Below are 21,499 nucleotides of genomic sequence, written 5' to 3' on the forward strand. Positions count from 1 at the left end.
CGCCGCCAGCGCCGGCAGCGGCAGGCGCGAAAGGCGGCGGAGCCGGCCCGTGGATAGCGATAGGGGCGCTCGCCGCCGTGCTCGCCGCGGCCGGCGCGGCCGCTTGGTACCTGACCGGCGATGACGGCACGGAGGTCGTGCCGGTTTCGCCCGATCGGACGGCGACGGCAACCCGGCCCCCGGCGAGCCCGACCCGGGCGACCAGGACGGCGACGCAGCCGCCCGGGGCGGGCGCGACGGCAACGACGACTGCGACACAGGCCGCGACCGGCAGTCCCGCAGCGGGAAGCACGCAGCTCGCGACGGCCACCGCAAGCCCGGCCGGGGCAACCCCCACGCCGGTGCCCCCGACGGCTACCCCGGTTCCCCCGACGCCAACGCCGCGGCCGCCGACGGCCACGCCGACGCCCCGACCGCCCACCGCCACCCCGGTGCCCCCGACAGCCACGCCGACGCCGCGTCCGACCCTTGCCCGGCTCACGGGCCGGGTGTACATCCGGTTTGCGGAGACCGGCGAGACCCGCATCTGCGATTACGGCTGCGTGATCGAGCTGCGGGGCAGCGCGGGCGTGTTCTACGCCGCGGCAGGGCCCGATGGCCGGTACTCGCTCGAGCTTCCGCCGGGCACCTACGAGGCGAACGACGTGACGTTCGACTTCTGCGCGGTTCCGCCGGCGGTGACGCCGCCGTTCGTGACCGTGACCGGCAACGCCAACCAGGACTTCGTGACCAGCGGGTGCATTCTGTTCTAGGGGCGGCGCGGGCACGCGGCCGTGCGAGGTGTCCGGGTGAGCGAATCTCTCTCCACGAGCACTGCTACGCACCTGTCCGGCTGGCGTCCGGGAACGACGGTAGTGCGGCTATGGTCCGGCAGGCGAGCGACGGGAGGCGCCTCTGGCGGGGTCTCACCGTTTCGGGGAGGCGGTGAACTGTACGGTCCAGGTGCCCTGCGCATACGGCTCGCCAAACGCCATTTCGTCCCAGGTCCAGCCAAACTGGCCGCTGAGTTGTCCGCCCGGGGCGAGAGCGGCATCGATAAACGAACGGTGCGAGCAGGCATTTTCGTCGGTTGCACCGGTGCAGAGGTACCCCTGGATTCGGTCTTTGGTAATCGTGAGCTTGCTCCCCAGGGGGTAATCAGGCTTGGGGACGCTGGCCAAGTTCAGGCTGAAACAGCTCTCATCCCGGGGACAGCCTGGTTCGAAGACGCAGTGCAATCCGAATTCTTCGCCATCATCCCAAAATTTACGTTCGAGCCTGCACGCGGAGGGCGCGATGCGTTCGACAAATGAGAGGAGATACAGCGCGTACGGGTCTTTGAACGTCCCGTTGACCTCGAGCCGGACGTCCACGAGCGTCCACTCTGTGGGCGGTTTGGCTGAGGCCGCAGCGTCGGTCTCGTGGACGCGCGGGGCGGCAACGACGTCCGCGTCGGTGCGGGGGCCGGGATTCGGCGGGAAGACGACCTCGACCGGCACCCAGTCCTCCTCCTGCTGCCCCGAGGCGTACAGGTAGGCGGTGTACCGCTGGCGGAGCGGGGTGACGCTCGAACGCTCGACCGTCGTGGGGTTATCGTCGCTGCCGCGGAACCCGGGCTCGAGGTCGTCGCGGCCGGCGTCTTTCCGGGTCGCCAGGGCGGCGATGAGGTAGACGTTCTCCCTGTCCGCCGTTGAGCGCTCGGTGTCGACGCCCGTGATGCGGAGGACCTGGTGGTCGCCGTCCGCGGTTTCGAGGCGCAGGAGGAGATTGTAGTCGGCGATCGGGTCGCCAAGCTTTGCGCGGCTCCAGCTCCGGTACTTCGCAAGGTCCGCCCTCGGGACGGCGATCCGGATCGCCTGCAGGTCGGGGGTGATATCAATCGTGGCGTCGGGCCAGCTCTCCTTCACATAGGGCTCCCAGCCGAGGTTGCGGAGGAAGGCCGGGCCGGTGAGCGCTTCGCGGGAGCCGACCTGGAGCGACGCCTCGCGGGAGCCGCTGCGGAAGATTTCGTGGAGGTCGAGGCGGCCTGCGGCGATGGCGGCGGGGTTGTACTGGAGGTTCCAGGCGGCCATGCGGACGCGGGTTGCCGGGTAGTAGTCGGCCGGGCGGGCTGCCGCCCCCCGGGCGACGCCGATGACCTGGACGGGCGGGATATTCTGGGCGTACAGCCAGTTGCACCGGCCGCCGGGGCAGTAGCCGCGGGTACCCTCGGTGATGGCACGGATATCTTTGAGCAGGTACCAGTCGCTCCCGGTCACGGCCCAGGAGACAGCGGCGGAATAGAGGAACTGGGCCCACCCGAGGGCCGTACCTACTGTCTGCCTGGTTTGCTCGGAGAGGTCCACGATCCTCAGTCCGAAGCTCGTGACCAGTGTGTCATCCGTAGCGTCGAACAGGAGCTGCCCCCCGGCGAGCGCCGTTGTCGCCCACTGGATGGTGCCGTAGATGGCGGGGCTGGAGGCCGTCTCGTATTGGGCCTGCCACCAGTTCAGGACCTGGTCGGCTACGGTCGCGGCCAGGAGGCTCGGGCCGCCGCTGCTGATCCCCAATACCCAGAGCGCCACCGGCAGATAGCGGAGGAACGCCTCCGTTCGCCAGTCCTTCAGGTAGTCGAGCAATGACCAGTTCTCGATTGCGGCCCGGGAGAAGAGCCGGAGCCGGAGGGTCATTTCAGGGGTCCCGGCCCAGCCGCCCTGCCCGGTGAGCTGCCGCTCGAGGTCGGGGAGCATGCCGGGCGGCAGGATGACATCGGCGAAGAGGGCTTCGCCGTAGACAACGGCGAGGTCGATGTCGGCGATGGCGCGTGACCGCACGAGGGCAGCCGTCAGCTCGATGCCCCAGGGGGCGTAGCGGGCGAATGCGGTCTCCAGCGAATCCTGGAGGGCAACCCCGCTATCGAGGAGGACGGCCTGGTAGTTTCCCCGCTCGCCGAACATTTCCGACCAGGCATCCCGGTTCTGGAACCAGCGGTCGCGGAGCTTGAGGAGGGTGAGCACGCCGGCACGGTAGTGCTCGAACGCCACGGGCCCGCCCGCGCCGAGGGCGGGGACGACGCCCGCCCGGCCGGCCTCGAGGACTGCCCCGGCGCCGGCGAGACGGAGGAGCGTCTCGGCGTACTCCTTCTCCCATTTCGAGAACTCGATGGCGACGGGCGCCGCAGCTGCGGAGCGGCTGGCCAGGAGGGAGGCAGAGGGGCTGGCCGCCTGCTCAAGTTCCTCATCCGGCGGGACCGGGTGCGCCTCGAGCCAGGCGCGCGCTTCCTCCCGCCATGCTGCCCGGTCGGCGAACGCGAGGCGTTCGGCGTCGGCGAGCCCGGTCGGCTCGAGGTCCGCAGGGCGGGTGAACGGCTTCGGCGAGGCTACCGCAACGGTCCATGGCGCGGGGACACCGGCCAGCGCTGCCACGAGCCGGTCGCCGACACGCTCGGTCGGGAGGGGCTGCCAGGCGCCGCTCGGGGCGAGGGCGACGATGACGGCGTCGGCGCCGGCCCCGGCGGCGGGCAGGCGAATTTCGATGGGGTCTTCGTGGACGACGCCGGTGACGGAGACAAAGGTGTAGGCCGGGCCGGCGAACCTCCAGGCCGGCGATTCGGGCGGCGCCTCGAGCCGGCGGAGGTCGAGGTACTCGCTGTAGAGGATGTCGCCGGGCGGGACGGTCAGCTCGGCGCCGCCCGGGTGGACGAGCCGGACGGGGGCGTGGCGCTCGAGGCCGTTCGGGCCCGGGCCCGGGGCGGGACCGAGGCGTTCGATGCGCGACTCGCGTGGGATGGCGGTCGGCTCGCCGTCGCCGTCGCCGCGGAAGCGGAGCGCAAGCAGGGCGGCCCCGCCGACGAGGATGACGGCGGCGACGGCGAGGACCGCCGTCCGCGCGCGACCGGTGCGGCGGTGGGACTGCTTCGCCGTTCCCCGGGGCTGCGCCGCGACCGGCGCGGGAGCCGGGGCCAGCGAAGCGCCGCAGGCTCTGCAAAACTTCGCCGCCGGGTTGACCTCGGCGCCGCAGGCGGGGCAGGCCGGTACAGCGACGGGAGCAGGTGGGACCGGCCCCTGCGCAGCGGAGCCGAGCGCGGTCCCGCACACCCGGCAGAAGAGCGCCGTGGGGCTGGCCTCGGCGCCACAGGCCGGGCAGGTGCGGACGGGCCCAAGGGCACCCTCGTCCCCTGGCACCCCACAGGTGACCGGGAGACGGCGACCGCATGCACGGCAGAACCTCGCACCAGGGCCGTGCGGCGCCCCGCAGGCCGGGCAGGCGGAGCGGCCTTCGTCGGGCACGCCTGGCGTTCCGGTCTTGTTCTCGTCAGTCGCTTCCATCACCAGCTCTCCTCGCTCCCGGTTTCAGCCGGGCGACCGGCCTCGGTGCAGGGCCCCGTCAATCGAAGGGGTTGATGTCTTCGCACTCCTCTATCGACTCGGCGACCGCCGACAGGCGGGCCTCCACCTCGGGCGGGGGCTCCGGCGTATCGCCGAAGTCCCGGAGGGCCTGCAGGATCTCGCCGCGCTCGGCGGCGGCCAGCAGGGTGCGGAGCTGTCTGACCGCTGCCTCGTGGTAGTCGCGCGCGTCGGGCGGCGGCTTCGCCGCAGCCATGCGATTGACGTAGGTGCGGAGGGGGCCGGCGATCGCCTTGCTCAGCTTCTCCGAGTCCTGCACCAGCTCCGGGTCGCTGAAGTACCGCTCAGTCTCCTCCCCAAACGTTTTCGTTGCGACGCACACCGCCCGGACGTACGCCTCGTCGCTGCCGGTCCCGCCGTCATCGCGGGAGCGGAACACGATGAACGCACCGGCGACAGCAGCGGCGACCACCAGCACCACCGCCAGGGCGGCCCACGGACTGACGCCGCCCCGCCGCGCAGCCGGCGGCTGCGCGGGCGCTGGAGCCCGGGCAGGCGGCCGGGCCGGGCGCGGGGCAAACGGCTGCACCCGCGCACCGGCGGGCCGAGCCGCTGGGGTGGCCGGCGGAGCCGCCGGGGCGGGCGCGGGCGGGGCAGGGGCGCCGGCGAGCCGGGCGCCGCAGCTCCGGCAAAACTTTGCGTTCAGGGCGTTCTCGGCACCGCAGACCGGGCAAACCGGCGCGACCGGCGCCGCTGGCGGAGCCGCAGGGGCGGCGTCGAGCCGGGCCCCGCACTGCTCGCAGAAGTGCGACCCCGCCTCGTTCTCTGCGCCGCAGGCCGGACACCGCACCGCCGCCGGCGCGGGCGGGGCCGGCTGCACCAGCCGCGCACCGCATTCGTGGCAGAAATGCGCGCCCGGCCCGTTCTCGGCGCCGCAGGCGGGGCAGGTCAGCCGGGTCGACCCTCGACCGCTGAACTCCGGGGTGTCCACGGCCTCGAACGTAGGGCGCGGACGGGGCGTGCGGCGAGGGCCGACCGGGCACATCCGCAGCCGCCGTTGGGCCGCGCCCGCCCGCCCCGCCGGCTCAGCTGAGGGCCCAGCCGGCCCAGGCGAGGGCGGCGGTGACGATGACGCCGGGCCAGACTTCGGCGGCGAAGCGGCGGCCGCCGCTGGCCGCGGAGAGGACCATCTTCGTCACGGAATTCGTCGTGAAGGCGGCGAGGATCGGCACAACGGCATCGGCGGGGTCGACCCGCCCGCCGGCGGCGAGCCCGGCGACGGCGATCGCGGCGGCATGGGTATCGGCGAAGCCGGCAACCGCAGCCGAGAGCAGGACGCCGCGGTTGCCCAGCCAGTCGCCGAGGGCGGCGGAGACAAAGAGCACGGCCGTGACCGTGGACGCGAAGAGCACCGCCGTCTTCAGGTCGAAGGCGCGGCCGCCGGGTTCGTGCGCGTCGGCGGCGGCATCGCGCAGGGCGCGCAGGGCGAAGATGGCGCCGTAGCCGACGGCGGCAACGCCGGCGAAGGCCATCGCCGGCCAAAGCTGCTCGAGCGTGCGGCGGTCGGTGGCGCCGACAACGATGACCATCTGCACGACGGTCGCGACGGTTGAGAGCACGGCGGCGGCGACGGCGGGGGTGCGCAGGGCGGGGGTCTCGCGCGCGCGGGCGCCCATCGCGGCGATCGTGGCCGAGCTGGAGACGAAGCCGGCGGCCAGCCCGGAGAGCGGCAGGCCGACGCGGGCCCCGAGCAGCCGCACCGCGGCGTAGCCGGCGCCTCCGATCGCCATGACGATGACGACGAGCCGCCAGATGGCGAAGGGGTTGAACACGCCGTATGGCCCGATCCGCTCGTTGGGCGCAAGGGGGAGGATGACGAGCGCGGCCCCGGCGAAGAGGAGGGCATCGTGCACCTCCTGTTCGGTGAGCGCGCGGGAGACGAGGCGGTGGAGCTGCTCGCGGGCGGCGAGGAGGATAGCGACGACGACGGCGATGCCCGCGGCAAGCTGCGGCTCCTGCTGGGCGAGAGCGCCGAGGAGGAAGGTGACAATGACGGCCACTTCGGTGGTGAGGCCGGGGTCGGTGCGGTCGCCGAGGATGTAGGCGGCGAGGACGGCGAGGGCGACGAAGCCGAGCGCGACGGCGAGAACGACCCCGCCGCCGATGGCCATGGCGATGCCGCCGGCGAGGGCGACGAGGGCGAAGGTGCGGATGCCGGCCGCGCCGCGGGCAGGGCCTTCGCCTTTGCGGCGCTCGCGCTCGGCGCCGAGGAGGAGGCCGATGCCGAGGGCGACCGCGAGCCGCACGCCTTCTTCGTCGAAACGGACGCCTGCAACGTCCATCAGCGGTGCCCCAGCCCCATGCCGGGCATCAGAACCACCCGCGCCGGCGGAAGAAGAGGGCCATCGAGGCGGCGATGCCGGCGATGGCGAGGAGCATCGCGCCGAAGCCGTAGTTGCTGCGCAGGCCGGGGATCTCCTCGAAGTTGGTGCCGAAGATGCCGGTGATCACGGTGGCCGGCAGCGCCAGCGCGGCGACGACGGCGAGGACTTTCATCACCTCGTTCATCTTGTTATTGAGGGTGCTGAGGTAGGTGTTGAGGGCAACTTCGGCATCGTCGCGCAGCTCCTCGAGGGCGAGGTCGACCCGCAGGAGGTGGTCGTAGATGTCGCGGAAGTAGATGACGTTCGACGGCTGGACGAGGGCGAATTCGCCGCGGCCGAAGCGGAGGACGACGCTGAGCAGGGGCGCCATGGTTCGGCGGATGGAGCCGGCGGTGCGCCGCATTTCGAGGACGCGCTGGCTGAGGCCGCCGTTGCGGTCGCCTTCGATGATGAGGTCGGCGAGGGCGTCGAGCTGCTCGCTCATGGAGGAGACGCGCGGGAGGAAGCTATCGACGACGCGGTCGAGCACTTCGTAGAAGAGGCCGTCGGTGCCCGGGCGGACCGCAAGGCCCTGCTCGAGGGCATGGACGACGCCGTCGACCTCGGGCGCGGTCGCGGGGTCGTCGCGGTAGGTAATGAGGAAGTCGGGCCCGAGGAAGATGTCGAGCTCTTCGAGGATCGGCTCGACGGTGCCGGGCTTCATCGCGAGGACGACGATGAAGAGGTAGCTGCCGAAGTCGTCGATCTTGGGGGTATGGAGGTAGGGGGAGAGGCAGTCTTCGATGGCGAGCGGATGGAGGTGGTAGCGGGAAGCGAGTTCGAGGAGGTCGTCGCGGTCGGCGCCGGAGAGGTCGTACCAGCGGGGCCCGCCGTCGAGTTCGCCGGGGCGCCAGCTGCCATCGATGCACGTCCAGGTGCGCACGTGCGCATCGTAGGGCACAGCGGGGCTCTACCGTCAGGGTTTCGGGGCGGGGGTGTCCTGCTCCTGCCGGCGGCGGCGTTCTTCTTCGGCCTGGCGTTCCCGTTCCTGGTACCAGTCATCGAGGGAGTCGTCCCGCCAGCGGGGGCCGCGGTCATCGTCCTGGCCGCGGGAGAGCCAGAGGGCGAGCGCGCCGGCAGCCATGAAGAGCGGCATGGCGATGGCGGAGACGAGGGCCGGGTTGACCATGGGGCCAGTGTCGCGCGGGGGCGCCCTGGTGTCACGCGCGGCGGCAATGCGAAATTAACTTTCCCGGGGGCAGCAGCGTTATCTCTAGTGCACGGGCGAAACGCCTGAGTATGCTCGGAAGGAGGACGCTCGGTATTCCGAACCCGGCGCGGCCCAGGGGGCTGGATGGCAGAGACGGCAACCGACGAACTGGCACCCGACTTCGACGAACAGGCTGTGGTCGAAGCCGCCCAGGACGGGGACCGTGAGGCGCTCTCGCTCCTCTACGACCACTACTTTCCCCGCGTGTACCGGTACGTCTCCGCCCGGCTCTCCAGCACCGAAGATGCCGAGGATGTGACGACGGAGATCTTTCTCCGGGTCATCGAAAACCTCCGCAGCTTCAGCTTCCGGGGCCTGCCGTTCGGGGCGTGGGTGTTCCGCATCGCACGGAACGAGGTGGTCAGCTTCGTCCGGCGGCGGAAGGTCCGCTCCCAGGTAGCGCCGCTCACGGACACGATCCCGGACCCTGCGCCCGACCACACGGAGGAGGTGCACACCGCACTGACGATGGAGGTGGTCCGCGCAGCCACCGCAAAGCTCCCGGAAGCGCAGCGGCAGGTGATCGAACTCCGGTTTGGTGCGGGGCTCTCGGTGGCAGAGACTGCGCGGGTGCTCGGGAAAACCGAGAATACGGTGAAAGTCCTCCAGCATAAGGCGATCGCCAAACTGCAAACGATGGTGCCGCTGCAATGATCCGCCGGCTGTTCGACCGCAAGGCTGGCCACCGGGCCGACATCCTCGCCGAAGCGCAGGCCCTGATCGACGACGGGCTGGAGCCGGACTTCGTCCTTTCGCTCTTCCCCGAGGAGGCTGACTGGCTGGCCGGGATGCTGCGGGTGACGGCGGCGGTGACGGATGCCTACGCGGCCGAGCCGGCGAGCTACTACTTCGAGGCCTCGCTGAAGGCGAAGGTGCTCGCCCGGGCGACAGAGCCGACGACGCCGGCAGAGCCGCTCTTCCTCCCCGTCCCCGGCTACTCGCCGGTGCGGACCGCGGTGGCGAGCATGGCCGTGCTCTCGGGAGCGGCAGCCGTCGGCGTGCTCGCGCTCGGGTTCGTTACTGCCGGCGACGCGGTCCCGGGCGACTGGAACTACGCGTTCAAGCTGGCGAACGAACGGCTGGAGTACACGCTCTCCCGCGGGGATGCCCGGATCGATGTCCAGCTGCGGCAGGCCGAGGCGCGCGTCTATGAGCTGCAGCAGCTTGCGGCCCGGAACGACAACCTGGTCGCCTCGCTCGAAGGGCTGCAGCGGGAGCTCCGTGCGATTGCCGACCTCGCTGAGAAGCAGGGCGGGCTGACGGACGTCCAGAAGGCGCGGGTGAGGAGCCTTGCGGAGCAGAGCTCGACGGTGCTCTCGCAGGCGCGCAACCGGCCGGACGTCGACCCGGAGAAGGTAGCCGCCGCGGCGGCCGCCATCGATGACGCCGTTTCGGCGGCGCTCGGCGGGGTGACGCCGCTGGCGACACCGGAGCCGACTGCGGCTGCAGCGCCTGAGCCGTCGCCCACGGGGACACCCGAGCCCGCCGCGACCGCCACGGGGGAGCCGGCCGAGACCGCGACCCCGGAGCCGGCGGGCAGCGCGACTCCGGAGGCAACGCCCGCAACCCCGGCGACAGCCGAGGCGGCGCCTTCGGCGACGGTGGAGCCTGCGGAGGCCCGGGAAACGCCGGCGCCGCAGCCCTCATCCAACCCCTAACCCCTGCTTGACCTCGCCGTTGCCGCTCGCCGGGGCGGTGCCTACCCTGCGATCAGCCTCCAGGACCCGATGGAGTTTGCCGATGCTTCGACTGCGCCTCGCCGCAGCCCTTCTCCTCCTTGTCCCCGCCGCGGCCGCGGCCTGCGGGGACGACGATGACGCGCCCGCCGGGGATGCCGGGGCGGCCCCGACCGTGAGCGAGGCCGATGCCCGCCGGACCGAGGTGGCGCAGGGGCTGGAGCAGCCGGTGCCGCCGGACCGGCCGCTGCCGACGCCGACGCCGCTGCCGGACGACCTCCCGGTTATCCAGGTGGTGACGCCGGGCGGCACTGCGTACACGCCGAACCGCGACGAATTCAAGGCGCTGCCGACGACGACCCTGGAGATTGGCGGCAAGGAGTACACCGGCGTGACGCTCGCGGCCGTCGCCGCGAAGGCGGGCGCCCCGGCCGACAGCACCGCCACCATCCAGGGGACGCGGATCGATAACCTTCGCCTCGGCGCGATCCGCTACCCGCTGGCCGAGGTGGGCGAGACGACGCTGCTGGTGTTCAACCAGGCCGGCTACCTCGACCTCGTGTCGTCGAGCATCCCGCAGGAGCAGTGGCTGCAGACGGTGACCGGGATCGCGTTCCAGTAGGAGCCGGTCAGCGGCCGCCGGCAACGGCCCGCGTTTCGCGGCGGACCTCGGCGGCGGCGACGGCCAGCCGGCGGTCTTCGGCGACCCGTTCGGAGCGGGACGCGAGCTGGAGGAGGGCCACGCTGACAATCACGACGGCGCCCATGAGCATGAGCGTCTCGCGGATGCCGATGTGGTCGGCGACGATGCCGATGGGGAGCGCGAAGAGGCCGAAGAGGCTCCAGCTGAGCATCGAGATCGACTGGACCCGGCCGTGGTACTCGTGGTCGGTGTTCGACATGGTGAGGGCGTTGTTCAGGCCCTGGAAGCCGCTGGCGAGCCCGCCGACGGCGACCATGACGGCGAGGCCGGCGAGGAGATTCGAGGTTGCGCCGAGGGCGATGAGCGAGCCGCCGAAGGCCATCGCCAGCACCGGCTGCCAGAACCAGGCGCGGCGGCTCTCGGCGAAGGTCGCGACGAGCACCGTGGCGGCCACTGCTCCGATAGCGGCGAAGGACTGGAGGAGGCCCAGGCCGCCCGAGCCGGCGCGGTAGACATCGACAGCGACCGACGGCAGGAACGACTGGTAGGGGAAGCCGACCATGATGACGGCGAAGCCGGTGAGGATGAGGAGGGCGAGCGAGGGGCGCCGGCGGACGTAGCGGAGGCCGTCGGCGAGGTCGCGCAGGGGCGAGACGGGATGCTCGCGCGGTTTGGGGTTGCCGGGCGGGAGGCGGAACATGGTTGCCATGGCGATGAAGAAGCCGAGGGTCGTCATGAGGTAGACGCCCCCGGTGCCGATGACCGCGATGGCGATGAAGGCGCCGGCGATGGACGGGCCGATGACGCGGGTGCTGTTCATGCTGAGCTGCTGGAGGACGACGGCGTTGCCGATGGCGTCGCGGCCGACGAGGTCGCCGATGAAGGCCTGGCGGGCCGGGCCGATGAAGGCGAACCCGGCGCCCTGGACGACGCCGGCCACGATGAGCATCCAGTACTCGATGTGGCCGGTCTTGATCATGACGGCCACCCAGAGCGAGTTGAGCGCGATGATGCCCTGGCAGATGACGAGCAGGTTCCGCTTGGGGAGCCGGTCGGCGAGGACGCCGCCCCAGAGGCCGAGGAGGAGCTGGGGGACGCCGAAGGCGATCATGACGCCGCCGAGGGCGGTGTTTTTGCCGGTCAGGTCGTAGGCGAGGTAGCCCCGCGCCACGATCTGCATCTGCATGCCGAGGAAGGAGAAGAGCGTGCCGATCCACAGCAGCCGGAACTGCGTGTTCTCGAGCGCGTAGAACGTCCGGCGAAGCCACCCGGCCAGCGCTTTACCCTCACGTGAAGGTTTGAGGGTTCAACCCTACCACATCATTGGCCGGGGGCGAAGCTTTGCGGCAGCGGGGGCTCACCCGGTGACCGTGAAGCTGGCGACCATCCCTTCTTTGTAGTGGGAGATGGTCCTCCCGCCGACCTCTTCGACGACGTTGCAGGAGAGTTCGTACTCGCCGGGCTGGAGCTCGAGCGTGAGCGCCTTCGCCTCGCCCATGCGGAGGCCCTGCGCCTGGCCGACGAGCTCCATGTCGCCCGAGGGGAGCTTCCGCATCACCTGGAGGTCGTGAATCTCGCCGCCCTCGTCGTGGCCGTGCATGTGGTCCATGTCGTGCACGGCCCAGAAGGTGACCCTGCCGGCGCGGGCGGACGTCACCTCGGGGACGACCTCCCAGTTGCGCAGGCCGACACGGATGGAGCCCTCGGGCTGCTGCGCCATCATCCCCGCGCCGGCCATGTGGTCGGTGACCGCGGGGGCATCATTGCCGCCGCAGGCAGCGGCCGGCACCGCCAGCACCGCAGCAAGGACGGCGAGCATGAGCCCCGGTTTGATGGCGGGCACACTGAACACGGCGGATCTCCCGGGCGACAGGCTGCTCCGAGTGTACCCTCCCGGCTCCTCCCGCTGGCTCTGCAGGGAAACCCGGCTTTCCCCCAGGACGTAGAATGCCCGTTCGACACCGTCCGCAGGAGCCTTCCCGTGCCCGATATCCGCGACCTCGCCGAACGCCTCTGGAACGGCGAGCTTTCGACCGCCGAGCTGCACCCGGTGGCGTGGCGCCAGCCCGAGGGCCAGGAGATCGCCGACGGGGTGCTCTTCTATAAAGGAATTGCGAGCGCGAACACGATCGATACGGGCGACGGCCTGGTGATGCTCGATACGGGCGCCGTGAACGACACGCGGCCGCTGTATGAGGAGGTGCGGCGCTGGCGGCCGGAGGCGCCGCTCCGGGCGGCCGTCTTTTCGCACCACCATGTGGACCACATCTTCGGCGTCGGGCCGTTCGAGCAGGAGGCCGCCGAGCGCCGGTGGCCGCGGCCGGTGGTGTACGGCCACGAGCTCCTGGAATGGCACTTCGCGCGGTACCAGCGGACGCTGGGGTGGAACACGGCGATCAACCGGCGGCAGTTCGCGATCGATGCGCCGCAGTTCCGCTGGCCGGAGCAGTACCGGCTGCCGGATGTGACCTACACGCGCCGGCTGACCTTCCGGGCCGGGGAGCTGACCTTCGAGCTGCACCACACGCGGGGCGAGACGGAGGACGCGACCTGGACGTGGGTGCCCGAGCGGAAGCTGCTGGCGCCGGGCGACCTCTTCATCTGGGCGGTGCCGAACGCGGGCAACCCGCAGAAGGTGCAGCGGTACTGTTCGGAGTGGGCGGCCGGCCTGCGGGAGATGGCGGCGCTGGGCGCCGAGCTGCTCCTGCCGGGCCACGGGCTGCCGATCTTCGGGGCGGAACGGATCCGGCAGGCGCTGCTGGATACGGCCGAGCTGCTGGAGAGCATCGAGGCGCAGGTGCTGGCGCTGATGAACACGGGCTGCACGCTCGACCGCATCCTGCACGAGGTGGAGGTGCCGGCCCACCTGCTGGAGAAGCCGTACCTGCGGCCGGTGTACGACGACCCCCAGTTCCTGGTCCGGAATGTGTGGCGGCTGTACGGGGGCTGGTACGACGGCGAACCGGACAATTTGCTGCCGGCGCCGCGGGCCGAGCAGGCGCGGGAGTGGGTGGCGCTGGCGGGGGGCATCGAGCGGGTGCTGGAGCGGGCGGCGGCGCTCCGCGCGGAGGGGAATCTGCGGCTGGCGTGCCACCTGGTCGAGTTCGCCGTGATTGCGGAGCCGGGTTCGCGCGCGGCGCACGACCTGCGGGCGGAGATCTACGCGGCGCGGGCGGCGCTCCAGCCGTCGTCGATGGCGCGGAACATCCTGAACCATGCGGCGCTGGCGAGCCGCCAGGGGAAGCGGGACCTTGCGGGCGACTTCTAGCCGCCGGGGGTCCTCAGCGCAGCGGCCGCGCGGCCGATATACTGGTGGTAGCCGTCACCGCAAGGAGGCCGGAGGGGATTGCTCCCGGAAAGCGATAATCCGCGCGAGGCCTGCGGCGTCTTCGGGGTGTACAGCCCCGGCGACGACGTCGCACGGCTGACGTTCTATGGGCTGTACGCCCTCCAGCACCGGGGCCAGGAAAGCGCCGGCATCGCAACGAGCAACGGGGAAGACTTCAGCCTCCGCACAGGCATGGGCCTGGTGGCGCAGGTGTTCGATGAGGAGGACCTGGCCTACCTGAAGGGCCACATCGCCATCGGCCACACGCGCTACAGCACGGCGGGCGGTTCGCTGGCCTGCAACGCCCAGCCCATCGTGGTCTACGACCGGGAGACCGGGGACCCGATCGCCCTCGCCCACAACGGCAACCTGACGAACGTCGATATCCTGCGCGAGGACCTCGAAGCGCAGGGGGTTGTCTTCGAATCGACGGCCGATTCCGAGGTGATCGCCCACCTGTTCACGATTGCGCCGGGGCGCACCTTCGAGGAGCGGTTCCACTACGTGATGCGCCGGATCGAAGGCGCCTACAGCGTGGTGATGATGACGAAGGACCGGCTGTTTGCGATGCGCGACCCGATGGGCGTGCGCCCGCTCTGCCTCGGGCGGCTGGACGGCGGCTGGGTCGTCGCGTCGGAATCGTGCGCGCTGGAGCACCTCGGCGTGCCGATGGAGCGCGAGGTCCAGCCGGGCGAGGTCATCGTGATCGATGAGCACGGCCCGGCGAGCTTCTACCCGGTGGCGCCGGCACGGAAGCGCGCGATCTGCACCTTCGAGTACACCTACTTTGCCCGCCCCGATTCCCGGATTGGCGGGCAGCTTATTTACCCGGCCCGCGAGGAGATGGGCGCCACGCTCGCGCGCGAGCACCCGGTGGAGGCCGACATCGTCATCGGCGTGCCGGACTCGGCGACACCGGCGGCGATCGGCTACGCGCGGGCCTCGGGCATTCCCTACCGCGAAGGGCTGGTGAAGAACCGGTACGTCGGGCGGACGTTCATCCAGCCCGACCAGCGGATCCGCGAGGCGGGCGTCAGCCTGAAGTTCAACGCCTTGAGCGATGTGCTCGCCGGCAAGCGGGTGGTGCTCGTCGACGACAGCATCGTGCGCGGGACGACGACGCCGCGCGTGATCCAGCTCCTCCGGCGGGCGGGCGCGAAGGAAGTGCACATGCGGATCACCACGCCGCCGATCGTGTCGCCGTGCTTCCTCGGCGTGGATATGGCGACGAAGGCGGAGCTGATTGCGGCGAATCATTCAATCGAGGAGATCCGCCAGCATATCGGGGCGGATTCGCTCGGCTTCCTGAGCCTCGAGGGGCTGAACCGGGCGACCGGGCAGAACCCGGAGGACCTCTGCAACGCCTGTTTCACCGGGGTCTACCCGCTGAATGTGCAGATGCAGCTGGAGCGGCTCGAAGCAGAGCGGGGGCGGGAGCCGGCGCTGGCGGCAGCCGAGAGCCTCCACCGGGCCGGCAGGCCGTAGCCGGCTCGCTGCCGGCGCCGCGGACGGGTAGCAGGCCCGGCAGGGGTTCGCGTAAGGTGGTGGGCATGGGCATCCTTGCCGAAATCCGGGAGGACATCCGCGCTGCCATGGCGCGCGACCCTGCGGCGCGCTCGGCGCTGGAGGTGGTGCTCTTCTACCCCGGCTTCCACGCGCGGCTGGCGCACCGGCTGGCGCATGCGCTCCATCGGCGGGGCGTGCCGCTCATCCCCCGCGGGATTATGCACCTTGCGCGGTTCTTCACCGGCATCGAAATCCACCCCGGGGCGCGGATCGGGCGGCGGTTCTTCATCGACCACGGCATGGGGGTCGTCATCGGCGAGACGACCGAGATCGGCGACGACGTGACGCTCTACCAGGGCGTGACACTGGGCGGCACCAGCACCCGCCGGGTCAAGCGCCACCCCACGCTGCGCGACCGGGTGACCGTGGGGGCCGGCGCAAAGGTGATCGGCGCGGTGGAGATCGGCGAAAACGTGCGGATCGGCGCCGGGAGCGTCGTCGTGACGAACGTGCCGCCGAACGCGACGGTCGTCGGGGTGCCGGGGCACATCGTGGCGTTCCACGACGATTCGAACGGGGCGATCCAGCGGCTGCCGGACCCGGAGTGGGAGCGGCTGAACGACCTCGACCGGCGGCTGGACGAGCTGCGGGCGCAGATTGCCCACCTCGAGGAGCACCTCGCGCAGCTGCACGGCCGCCACCACGGTGGGCAGGAAGCGCCGGAAACGGCGGCCGAGCGCTGATGGGCTGGGAGGAGCGGGCGCGCAAGCTGGAGGCCCGGCGCCGGCGGATGCGGGTGAGCGGCCGGGGGCTCCTGACCGTGCTGCCGCAGGCCGAGCGGAAGCGGCTGGAACGGCTGGCGAAGCGGCAGGGGAACGGCCGGCCCGGGCGGAAGGGCCCGAAACGCGCCTGACCGGGGCCGCTGCTAGACTCGAGCATATGGACCTTGCGCAGTACCCCCTCCACGCGCTCGCCGAGCAGGTGGGCACCCCGTTCTACTTCTACGATGCGGCGATCATGGACCGGAAGTTCGCCGAGCTTGCGGCGATCACGTCCGGGCCGGGGCTCCACTGCCGGTACGCCGTGAAGGCGAACCCGGCGCGGCCGGTGCTCGAAACCGCCCGCCGGCACGGGCTCTGGATCGATGCCGTGAGCGGCAACGAAGTGCTGCGGGCGAAAGCGGCCGGCTTCCCGATGGGCCACGAGCCGCCCGTCGTGATGTACACGGCAGATGTCTTCCGCGACAACGCGCTCCGGGTGGTGCTGGAGGAGGGGATCCTGCCGAACGTCGGCTCGCCGGGGATGATCCGGGAGCTGGCGGAGGCAGGGTACCGCGGCCCGGTGGCGATGCGGATCAACCCGGGCTTTGGGCACGGGCATGTGCAGGCGTGCGACACGGGCGGGCCGTCCTCGAAGCACGGCATCTGGTACGAAGACCACCTCGCGGCAAAGCGGATGGCCGATGAGGCGGGCTTCCCGGTGGTGACGCTGCACGCGCATGTCGGCACCGGGCCGCAGATCCGGGAGTTCGACGAGAACATGAAGAAGCTCATCGCGCTGTTCGCGCACCTGCTCCCGCACTACCCGGAGGTGACTGCGGTGAACCTCGGCGGGGGCATCCCCCACCCGTACCGGCCCGGGGCGCCGGCATACCCGCTGGAGGAGTATGGCGCGCTGCTCGCCGACGGGGTGCGGCAGCTGACGGCGGCGGCCGAGCGGCCGATCGGCATCGAAATCGAGCCGGGGCGGTACCCCGTGGCCGGCATGGCTCTGCTCGTCGCCCGGGTGACCGACGTGAAGGCGACGCGGACGAACGAGAAGGGGCCGGGCCACCAGTTCATCATGTGCGACGCGGGGTTCAACGACCTGGTGCGCCCGGCGATGTACGGCTCCTACCACCACATCTCCATCGTCGGGAAGGGGGCCGGGCGGGAGCCGGAGCCGTTCGTGGTGGCCGGCCCGCTCTGCGAGAGCGGGGATGTCTTCACCCGGGACGACCGGGAGCTGCTGCAGCCGCGCCCGCTGCCGCGGCCCGAGCCGGGCGACCTGCTCGTGCTGCACGATGCGGGCGCCTACGGCGCGGCGATGTCCTCGAACTACGTGTCGCTGGGGCGGGTGCCGCAGGTGCTGTGGGAGAACGGGAGCGCGCGGCTGATCGCCCGGCGGGAGACGTTCGAGGACCTTGTGCGGCGGGAGTGTGACGAGCCGATCGCGCTCTGAGCCGGGCTAATCGGTCGGCGGGGCCGCTTTGCGGGCATCAGCGACGAGGCGGTAGCCGACGTTGCGGACCGTTTCGATGAAGGCGTGCCCGCGGATTTCGATCTTGGCGCGGATGCGCCGGATGTGGACATCGACGGTGCGGGCCCCGCCGAAGTAGTCGTACCCCCAGACGCGGTTGAGGAGCTGCTCGCGGGTGAAGACGCGGCCGGCGTTCATCGCGAGGAAGCGGAGGAGTTCGTACTCCTTGAAGGTGAGGACGACCGGTTCGTCGTCGACGGTGACGCGGTAGTTGGTGAGGTCGATGGCGAGGGCGCCGCAGCGGATGACGTTTTCGGCATCGACGCCGTGCTTGCGCCAGAGCGCGCGCTCGATCCGGCGGGCCAGCTCCTCGGGGGGCGCCGAGAGGAGGACGAAGTCGTCGACGGGGAGGTCGGGCGTAATCCGGTCGAGCCCCTCGGGGGGAACGAGGGCGAAGAGGATGACGCCGTTTTCGCCGTAGGCCCCGGCGATGATGGAGAACGCCGCCGGGGGGATATCGCGGAAGTCGAGGACAGCGACGTCGACGCGGTTCTGGAACTCGTCGGAGGCGAGGCGCTCGGGGGCGATGACGGGGGCGTTGAAGCCGGCGCGTTCGAGTTCGGCGCCAAGACGGGCAGCATCGGGACGTCGGGTCACGAGGAAGACGGTGCGCATGCCGGAGGTGTCCCCTACCCGGGCCAGTATACGCCCGGCCTCCCGGGCCGGGCCGTCGCCGCCGATGAAATCCGTGTGAAATCTGTCACGATCCGGGCGGGGAACCGGCGGGCGCCGCAGGCAGGTAGAGGCGGAAGGTGCTCCCCTGGCCCGGCGTGGAATCGACCAGGATCGCGCCCTGGTGTCCGCGGGCGACGCCGGCCGCAGCGGCGAGGCCGAGGCCCCGCCCGGTGAAGCGGGTGGTGAAGAAGGGCTCGAAGATCCGCTCCTGGATGGCGGGGTCGATCCCTTCGCCCGAGTCGCGGACCTCGACGACCACGTACTCGCCGGCCGGGATGGGACCGGGGTGGGCGCGGGCGAACCGGTCGGCCGCTGCGGTTTCGGCGAAGGTGCGGACCGTGACCTCGGCCCCGGGCGGTGACGCCTCGGCGGCGTTCTCGAGGATGGCCGCGATGGCGAGGCGGAGCTGGCCGGGGTCGCCCAGGACTGGCGGGAGGCCGGGCTCGAGGTCGCGGCGGACGGTGACGCGGCGGCCGACGGAGGCGAGGGCGGCAGCAACCACCTCGTTGATGTCGACGCGCTGGCGGACGAACTGCCCGCGGCCGGAGAAGGCGAGCATCAGCCGGGCGAGGTCGGCCATGCGCCGCGCGGCGTCCTCGATCTCCAGGAGGAGCGGGCGCGCGGCGCTCTCCGCCGGGAGCTCGAGCATCGCCAGGGCAGCGTTGCCGAGAATGCCGACGAGGAGGTTGTTGAAGTCGTGGGCGATGCCCCCGGCAAGGATGGAGAGCGCCTGGAGCCGGTCGGCGCGGGCGCTGGCCTCGGCGGCGCGGACGCGCTCGGTGATGTCGAGGATGACCGACATGAGGCCGACCTGGCGGCCGTCCGCATCGCGGAGAGGGACGTAGTGCGCCTCCCAGGTGGTGTCCTGCCAGGTGCCGGTGGCGGTGAAGGCCTCGCCGGCGAGGCCGCGGCGGACCTGGGCGAGCACGCCGGGGGAATCGCGGTTGAACTCGAAGATGGACTGGCCGACCAGCTCCCCGGGGCGGAGGCCGTAGCGGGCGAGCCCGCCGCCTTCGAGGAGGGTGAAGCGGCCTTCCATATCGATAACCCAGATGACGATCGGGGCGGCCGCGGCAGCGCGGGAGAGGAGTTCGCGCGCTTCGGCGAGGGCGCGGCGCTCGGTGATGTCGCGGGCGACGTGGAAGGTGCCGGTCACGGCCCCATCCTCGACGAGGGTGCGGCCCTTAACCTCGAACCAGCGGCGCTCGCCGCTCTTGAAGACGAATTCCACCTCAGGTGCGGGCACGCATTCGCCGGCCCATATCCGCTGAAGGATAGCGATGACACCGGATCGCTGCTCGGGCGGGATGAAGTCGAGCGCGGAGCGGCCGATCAGCTCGCCGGGCGTGTAGCCGGAGAGTTCGTAGCCGAGCCGGTTCATCTCGGTGAAGCGGCCCTGCCGGTCGAGCGCGAACATGATGTCGTTCGCCTCTTCGACGAATCGGCGGTAGCGGTCGGCGCCGGGCAGGAGGTCGACGATGGCGAGGACGGCCGCGGCTGCCGTGCTGCCCTCGACGGGACGGCGCACGAGGCGAGCCGGGCCGGCACGGCCGGGGCCGGGGGCATCGCAGGCGAGCTCGTCGACGGCGCCGGAGAGCAGCGCCTCGACCTCAGCGGGGGAGCGGCAGGGGAGGATGCGGCGGACCGCCTCCGCAGCCGGTTCGCCGGGGGCGCAGGCGGGGTCGAGGGCGGCCCAGGCGGCGCTGGCGGCGATGAGCCGGCCGTTGCGGTCGACCGCGGCGGCCGGGACCGGCAGGGCATCGACGAGGGCGGGCAGGTCGCGCGGGGAGAGCGACGGGTGGATGCGCACGAGGCCGGTCCCGCGTGTTTTCACAGATTCTTTACGAAATCCCTGGCGTTTGCAAGCGCAATAACTGCATGGAGTTTTGCAAGAACCAGCCGGGGCCTCCATCGCCCGGGAGGGCCGCGGCGTGCGAGGATGGCGCCATGGCAGAGCTCCCGCGGGTGGTGGTTGCTGCGCCGAACTCCGGCGCGGGCAAGACGACGGTGACGCTGGCGCTGATTGCGGCGCTGCGCGCTGCCGGGGAGCGGGTTCAGCCGTTCAAGGTCGGGCCGGACTACATCGACCCCTCCCACCTTGCGGCGGCAGCGGGCCGGCCCGCGTTCAACCTCGACACGTTCTTCCTGGGGCCGGGGCAGGTGCGGGGGCTGTTCGCCCATGCGATGCGGGGCGCGACGGTCGGCGTGGTCGAGGGCGTGATGGGGATGTTCGACGGGCGGAGCGGGGCGGGCGGGGCCGGCTCGACGGCCGATGCCGCCGCCGCGCTGGGGGCGCCGGTGGTGCTCGTGGTCGATGCGGCGGGAATGGCCGGGAGCATCGCCGCGCTGGCCCGCGGGTTCGCCGACTTCGACCCCCGGGTGCGGGTCGGCGGGGTGATTGCGAACCGGGTCGGTTCGGAGCGGCACGCGGAGCTGCTCCGGGAGGCCCTGGAGGCGGCGGGGGTGCCGCTGCTCGGCTGGCTGCCGAACGACCCGGCGGTCGCCCTCCCGGGGCGCCACCTCGGGCTGGTGCTGGCGGGCGAGGCGACCCCGGCGCTGGATGCGCTGGCCCGGGCAGCGCGGCAGATCGATACCGCGGCGGTGCTGCGGCTGGCGCGGGGCGCCGGGCCGCTGCCTGCGGCAGCGGCAGTCTTCCCGGAGCAGGGGCCGGGGCGCATCCGGCTCGCCTGGGCCGAGGATGCAGCCTTCCGCTTCACCTACCCGGAGACGCGTGAGCTGCTCAGGCGGCTGGGGGCGGAGATCCTTCCCTTTAGCCCGCTGGCCGACGCGCGGCTGCCGGCGGCCGATGCGCTCTACATCGGCGGGGGCTACCCCGAACTGCACGCGGAGGCGCTGGCGGCGAACCGGCCGATGCTGGAGGCGATCCGGGCATTCCGGGGGCCGGTGCTGGCGGAGTGCGGCGGGTACATGTACCTGGCCGAGGCGCTCGAAACGGAAGGCCGGCGGTACCCGATGGTCGGCCTTGCGCCCGGGGTCGCGCGGATGGCCGACCGGCCGGTGCTGGGCTACCGGGATGTGGTAGCGCTGGCGGCCAATCCGGTCGCTGCGGCAGGGTGGCGGCTGCGGGGGCATGAGTTCCACTACGCGCGGCTGGAGCCGGGGGACCGGCCCGCCTGGCGGCAGGCCGACGGCACGGCCGTCGAGGGCTTTACGGACGGGCGGGTGCTGGCGAGCTTTATCCACCTCTACCTGCAGGCGCACCCGCGCGCGGCGGAGCGGTTCATCGTGGCGGGCGAGCGGGCCCGGGCGGCCGGCTGACCGGGGCGGCGACACCCGCCCGTTGGGGAGGCGCTGGAGGGAGCGGCAGGGAGTTCCCCGATTCGCGGCGGGGCGAACCTTGCCGACGATGAGCGTGCAGCACAGCCGCCCCCTCCGGGCGGCTGTGCTGCGAGACGCTCAGCACGGGGGTAACCAG

Annotated in this window: 19 protein-coding genes and 1 pseudogene; 10 read left to right on the plus strand and 10 right to left on the minus strand. The window is 71.7% G+C overall.

What is annotated here, in order from left to right:
• Positions 1 to 77 precede the first annotated feature (77 nt).
• Positions 78 to 752: a hypothetical protein gene (locus A9A59_RS13630; protein ID WP_133117475.1), complete on the plus strand. Its 675-nt coding sequence runs from the start codon at positions 78 to 80 to the stop codon at positions 750 to 752.
• Between the two features lie 153 nt (positions 753 to 905).
• Here A9A59_RS13630 and A9A59_RS02050 read toward each other — a convergent pair whose 3' ends face one another.
• The 6 genes and pseudogenes from A9A59_RS02050 to A9A59_RS02070 all read right to left on the minus strand — a co-directional run bounded on the left by A9A59_RS02050 (position 906) and on the right by A9A59_RS02070 (position 7,856).
• A complete protein-coding gene (locus A9A59_RS02050) occupies positions 906 to 4,286 on the minus strand; it encodes a zinc ribbon domain-containing protein (protein WP_098502691.1) in 3,381 nt (1,126 codons plus the stop codon).
• A gap of 58 nt (positions 4,287 to 4,344) precedes the next feature.
• Positions 4,345 to 4,893 carry a hypothetical protein gene (locus A9A59_RS14290; protein ID WP_278286755.1) on the minus strand — a complete coding sequence of 183 codons (549 nt, stop codon included), beginning with the start codon at positions 4,891 to 4,893 and terminating at the stop codon, positions 4,345 to 4,347.
• Positions 4,894 to 4,977: 84 nt separating this feature from the next.
• Positions 4,978 to 5,349 (minus strand): annotated as a pseudogene (locus A9A59_RS14420) (double zinc ribbon domain-containing protein); the annotation flags it as partial.
• Between the two features lie 40 nt (positions 5,350 to 5,389).
• Positions 5,390 to 6,646 carry an MgtC/SapB family protein gene (locus A9A59_RS02060; protein WP_098502693.1) on the minus strand — a complete coding sequence of 419 codons (1,257 nt, stop codon included), beginning with the start codon at positions 6,644 to 6,646 and terminating at the stop codon, positions 5,390 to 5,392.
• A 28-nt stretch (positions 6,647 to 6,674) separates the two neighbouring features.
• Complete coding sequence (locus A9A59_RS02065; protein ID WP_165772441.1) at positions 6,675 to 7,610, minus strand: magnesium transporter CorA family protein; 936 nt, start codon at positions 7,608 to 7,610, stop codon at positions 6,675 to 6,677.
• 33 nt (positions 7,611 to 7,643) lie between these two features.
• A complete protein-coding gene (locus A9A59_RS02070; RefSeq protein ID WP_098502695.1) occupies positions 7,644 to 7,856 on the minus strand; it encodes a hypothetical protein in 213 nt (70 codons plus the stop codon).
• A 165-nt stretch (positions 7,857 to 8,021) separates the two neighbouring features.
• On the opposite strand from A9A59_RS02070, the gene A9A59_RS02075 reads away from it, so the two are divergent.
• The 3 genes from A9A59_RS02075 to A9A59_RS02085 all read left to right on the plus strand — a co-directional run bounded on the left by A9A59_RS02075 (position 8,022) and on the right by A9A59_RS02085 (position 10,235).
• Entirely contained in the window at positions 8,022 to 8,591 is a 570-nt protein-coding gene (locus tag A9A59_RS02075; RefSeq protein WP_098502696.1) for an RNA polymerase sigma factor, read from the plus strand.
• Positions 8,588 to 9,595: a DUF5667 domain-containing protein gene (locus A9A59_RS02080; protein WP_098502697.1), complete on the plus strand. Its 1,008-nt coding sequence runs from the start codon at positions 8,588 to 8,590 to the stop codon at positions 9,593 to 9,595. The genes A9A59_RS02075 and A9A59_RS02080 overlap by 4 nt, the downstream gene beginning before the upstream one ends.
• 82 nt (positions 9,596 to 9,677) lie before the next feature.
• A complete protein-coding gene (locus tag A9A59_RS02085; RefSeq protein ID WP_098502698.1) occupies positions 9,678 to 10,235 on the plus strand; it encodes a hypothetical protein in 558 nt (185 codons plus the stop codon).
• 7 nt (positions 10,236 to 10,242) lie between these two features.
• Here the strand turns inward: A9A59_RS02085 and A9A59_RS02090 are convergent, their stop codons facing one another.
• Both A9A59_RS02090 and A9A59_RS02095 read right to left on the minus strand, forming a co-directional pair.
• Positions 10,243 to 11,532 carry an MFS transporter gene (locus A9A59_RS02090; RefSeq protein WP_098502699.1) on the minus strand — a complete coding sequence of 430 codons (1,290 nt, stop codon included), beginning with the start codon at positions 11,530 to 11,532 and terminating at the stop codon, positions 10,243 to 10,245.
• Between the two features lie 81 nt (positions 11,533 to 11,613).
• Positions 11,614 to 12,108: a hypothetical protein gene (locus A9A59_RS02095; RefSeq protein ID WP_098502700.1), complete on the minus strand. Its 495-nt coding sequence runs from the start codon at positions 12,106 to 12,108 to the stop codon at positions 11,614 to 11,616.
• A 129-nt stretch (positions 12,109 to 12,237) separates the two neighbouring features.
• Here A9A59_RS02095 and A9A59_RS02100 point away from each other — a divergent pair, with 129 nt between their 5' ends.
• From A9A59_RS02100 to lysA, 5 genes are all read left to right on the plus strand, one after another.
• Positions 12,238 to 13,524, plus strand: coding sequence for an alkyl sulfatase dimerization domain-containing protein (locus tag A9A59_RS02100; protein ID WP_098502701.1), 1,287 nt, complete (start codon positions 12,238 to 12,240; stop codon positions 13,522 to 13,524).
• Between the two features lie 78 nt (positions 13,525 to 13,602).
• The gene (gene purF, locus A9A59_RS02105) at positions 13,603 to 15,069 is read left to right on the plus strand and encodes an amidophosphoribosyltransferase (protein ID WP_098502702.1); all 1,467 of its coding nucleotides are present in this window, start codon (positions 13,603 to 13,605) and stop codon (positions 15,067 to 15,069) included.
• A gap of 71 nt (positions 15,070 to 15,140) precedes the next feature.
• Positions 15,141 to 15,833: a serine O-acetyltransferase gene (gene cysE, locus A9A59_RS02110; RefSeq protein WP_181950237.1), complete on the plus strand. Its 693-nt coding sequence runs from the start codon at positions 15,141 to 15,143 to the stop codon at positions 15,831 to 15,833.
• A complete protein-coding gene (locus A9A59_RS13925; protein WP_165772442.1) occupies positions 15,833 to 16,003 on the plus strand; it encodes a hypothetical protein in 171 nt (56 codons plus the stop codon). Before cysE ends, A9A59_RS13925 begins: the two co-directional genes overlap by 1 nt.
• Before the next feature lie 26 nt (positions 16,004 to 16,029).
• Positions 16,030 to 17,310: a diaminopimelate decarboxylase gene (gene lysA, locus A9A59_RS02115; protein ID WP_098502704.1), complete on the plus strand. Its 1,281-nt coding sequence runs from the start codon at positions 16,030 to 16,032 to the stop codon at positions 17,308 to 17,310.
• Positions 17,311 to 17,316: 6 nt separating this feature from the next.
• Here lysA and A9A59_RS02120 read toward each other — a convergent pair whose 3' ends face one another.
• Both A9A59_RS02120 and A9A59_RS02125 read right to left on the minus strand, forming a co-directional pair.
• Positions 17,317 to 18,003, minus strand: a complete 687-nt coding sequence (locus A9A59_RS02120; RefSeq protein ID WP_098502705.1) for a winged helix-turn-helix domain-containing protein — start codon at positions 18,001 to 18,003, stop codon at positions 17,317 to 17,319.
• A gap of 85 nt (positions 18,004 to 18,088) precedes the next feature.
• Positions 18,089 to 19,897: a PAS domain-containing protein gene (locus tag A9A59_RS02125; protein WP_165772443.1), complete on the minus strand. Its 1,809-nt coding sequence runs from the start codon at positions 19,895 to 19,897 to the stop codon at positions 18,089 to 18,091.
• 113 nt (positions 19,898 to 20,010) lie between these two features.
• Between A9A59_RS02125 and A9A59_RS02130 the strand changes: the two genes are divergently transcribed.
• Positions 20,011 to 21,342, plus strand: coding sequence for a cobyrinic acid a,c-diamide synthase CobB (locus tag A9A59_RS02130; protein ID WP_098502707.1), 1,332 nt, complete (start codon positions 20,011 to 20,013; stop codon positions 21,340 to 21,342).
• Positions 21,343 to 21,499: the final 157 nt, after the last annotated feature.

The sequence above is a fragment of the Tepidiforma thermophila genome (assembly GCF_002563855.1).
Taxonomy (GTDB): domain Bacteria; phylum Chloroflexota; class Dehalococcoidia; order Tepidiformales; family Tepidiformaceae; genus Tepidiforma; species Tepidiforma thermophila.

Excerpts from the sequence above, each read along its gene's own strand:
- lysA (WP_098502704.1), top strand. The coding sequence starts at position 16,030 with ATGGACCTTGCGCAGTACCCCCTCCACGCGCTCGCCGAGCAGGTGGGC.
- A9A59_RS02080 (WP_098502697.1), top strand. The coding sequence starts at position 8,588 with ATGATCCGCCGGCTGTTCGACCGCAAGGCTGGCCACCGGGCCGACATC.
- A9A59_RS02060 (WP_098502693.1), bottom strand. The coding sequence starts at position 6,646 with ATGGACGTTGCAGGCGTCCGTTTCGACGAAGAAGGCGTGCGGCTCGCG.
- A9A59_RS02120 (WP_098502705.1), bottom strand. The coding sequence starts at position 18,003 with ATGCGCACCGTCTTCCTCGTGACCCGACGTCCCGATGCTGCCCGTCTT.
- A9A59_RS02130 (WP_098502707.1), top strand. The coding sequence starts at position 20,011 with ATGGCAGAGCTCCCGCGGGTGGTGGTTGCTGCGCCGAACTCCGGCGCG.
- A9A59_RS02085 (WP_098502698.1), top strand. The coding sequence starts at position 9,678 with ATGCTTCGACTGCGCCTCGCCGCAGCCCTTCTCCTCCTTGTCCCCGCC.
- A9A59_RS02075 (WP_098502696.1), top strand. The coding sequence starts at position 8,022 with ATGGCAGAGACGGCAACCGACGAACTGGCACCCGACTTCGACGAACAG.
- A9A59_RS02050 (WP_098502691.1), bottom strand. The coding sequence starts at position 4,286 with ATGGAAGCGACTGACGAGAACAAGACCGGAACGCCAGGCGTGCCCGAC.
- A9A59_RS02070 (WP_098502695.1), bottom strand. The coding sequence starts at position 7,856 with ATGGTCAACCCGGCCCTCGTCTCCGCCATCGCCATGCCGCTCTTCATG.
- A9A59_RS13925 (WP_165772442.1), top strand. The coding sequence starts at position 15,833 with ATGGGCTGGGAGGAGCGGGCGCGCAAGCTGGAGGCCCGGCGCCGGCGG.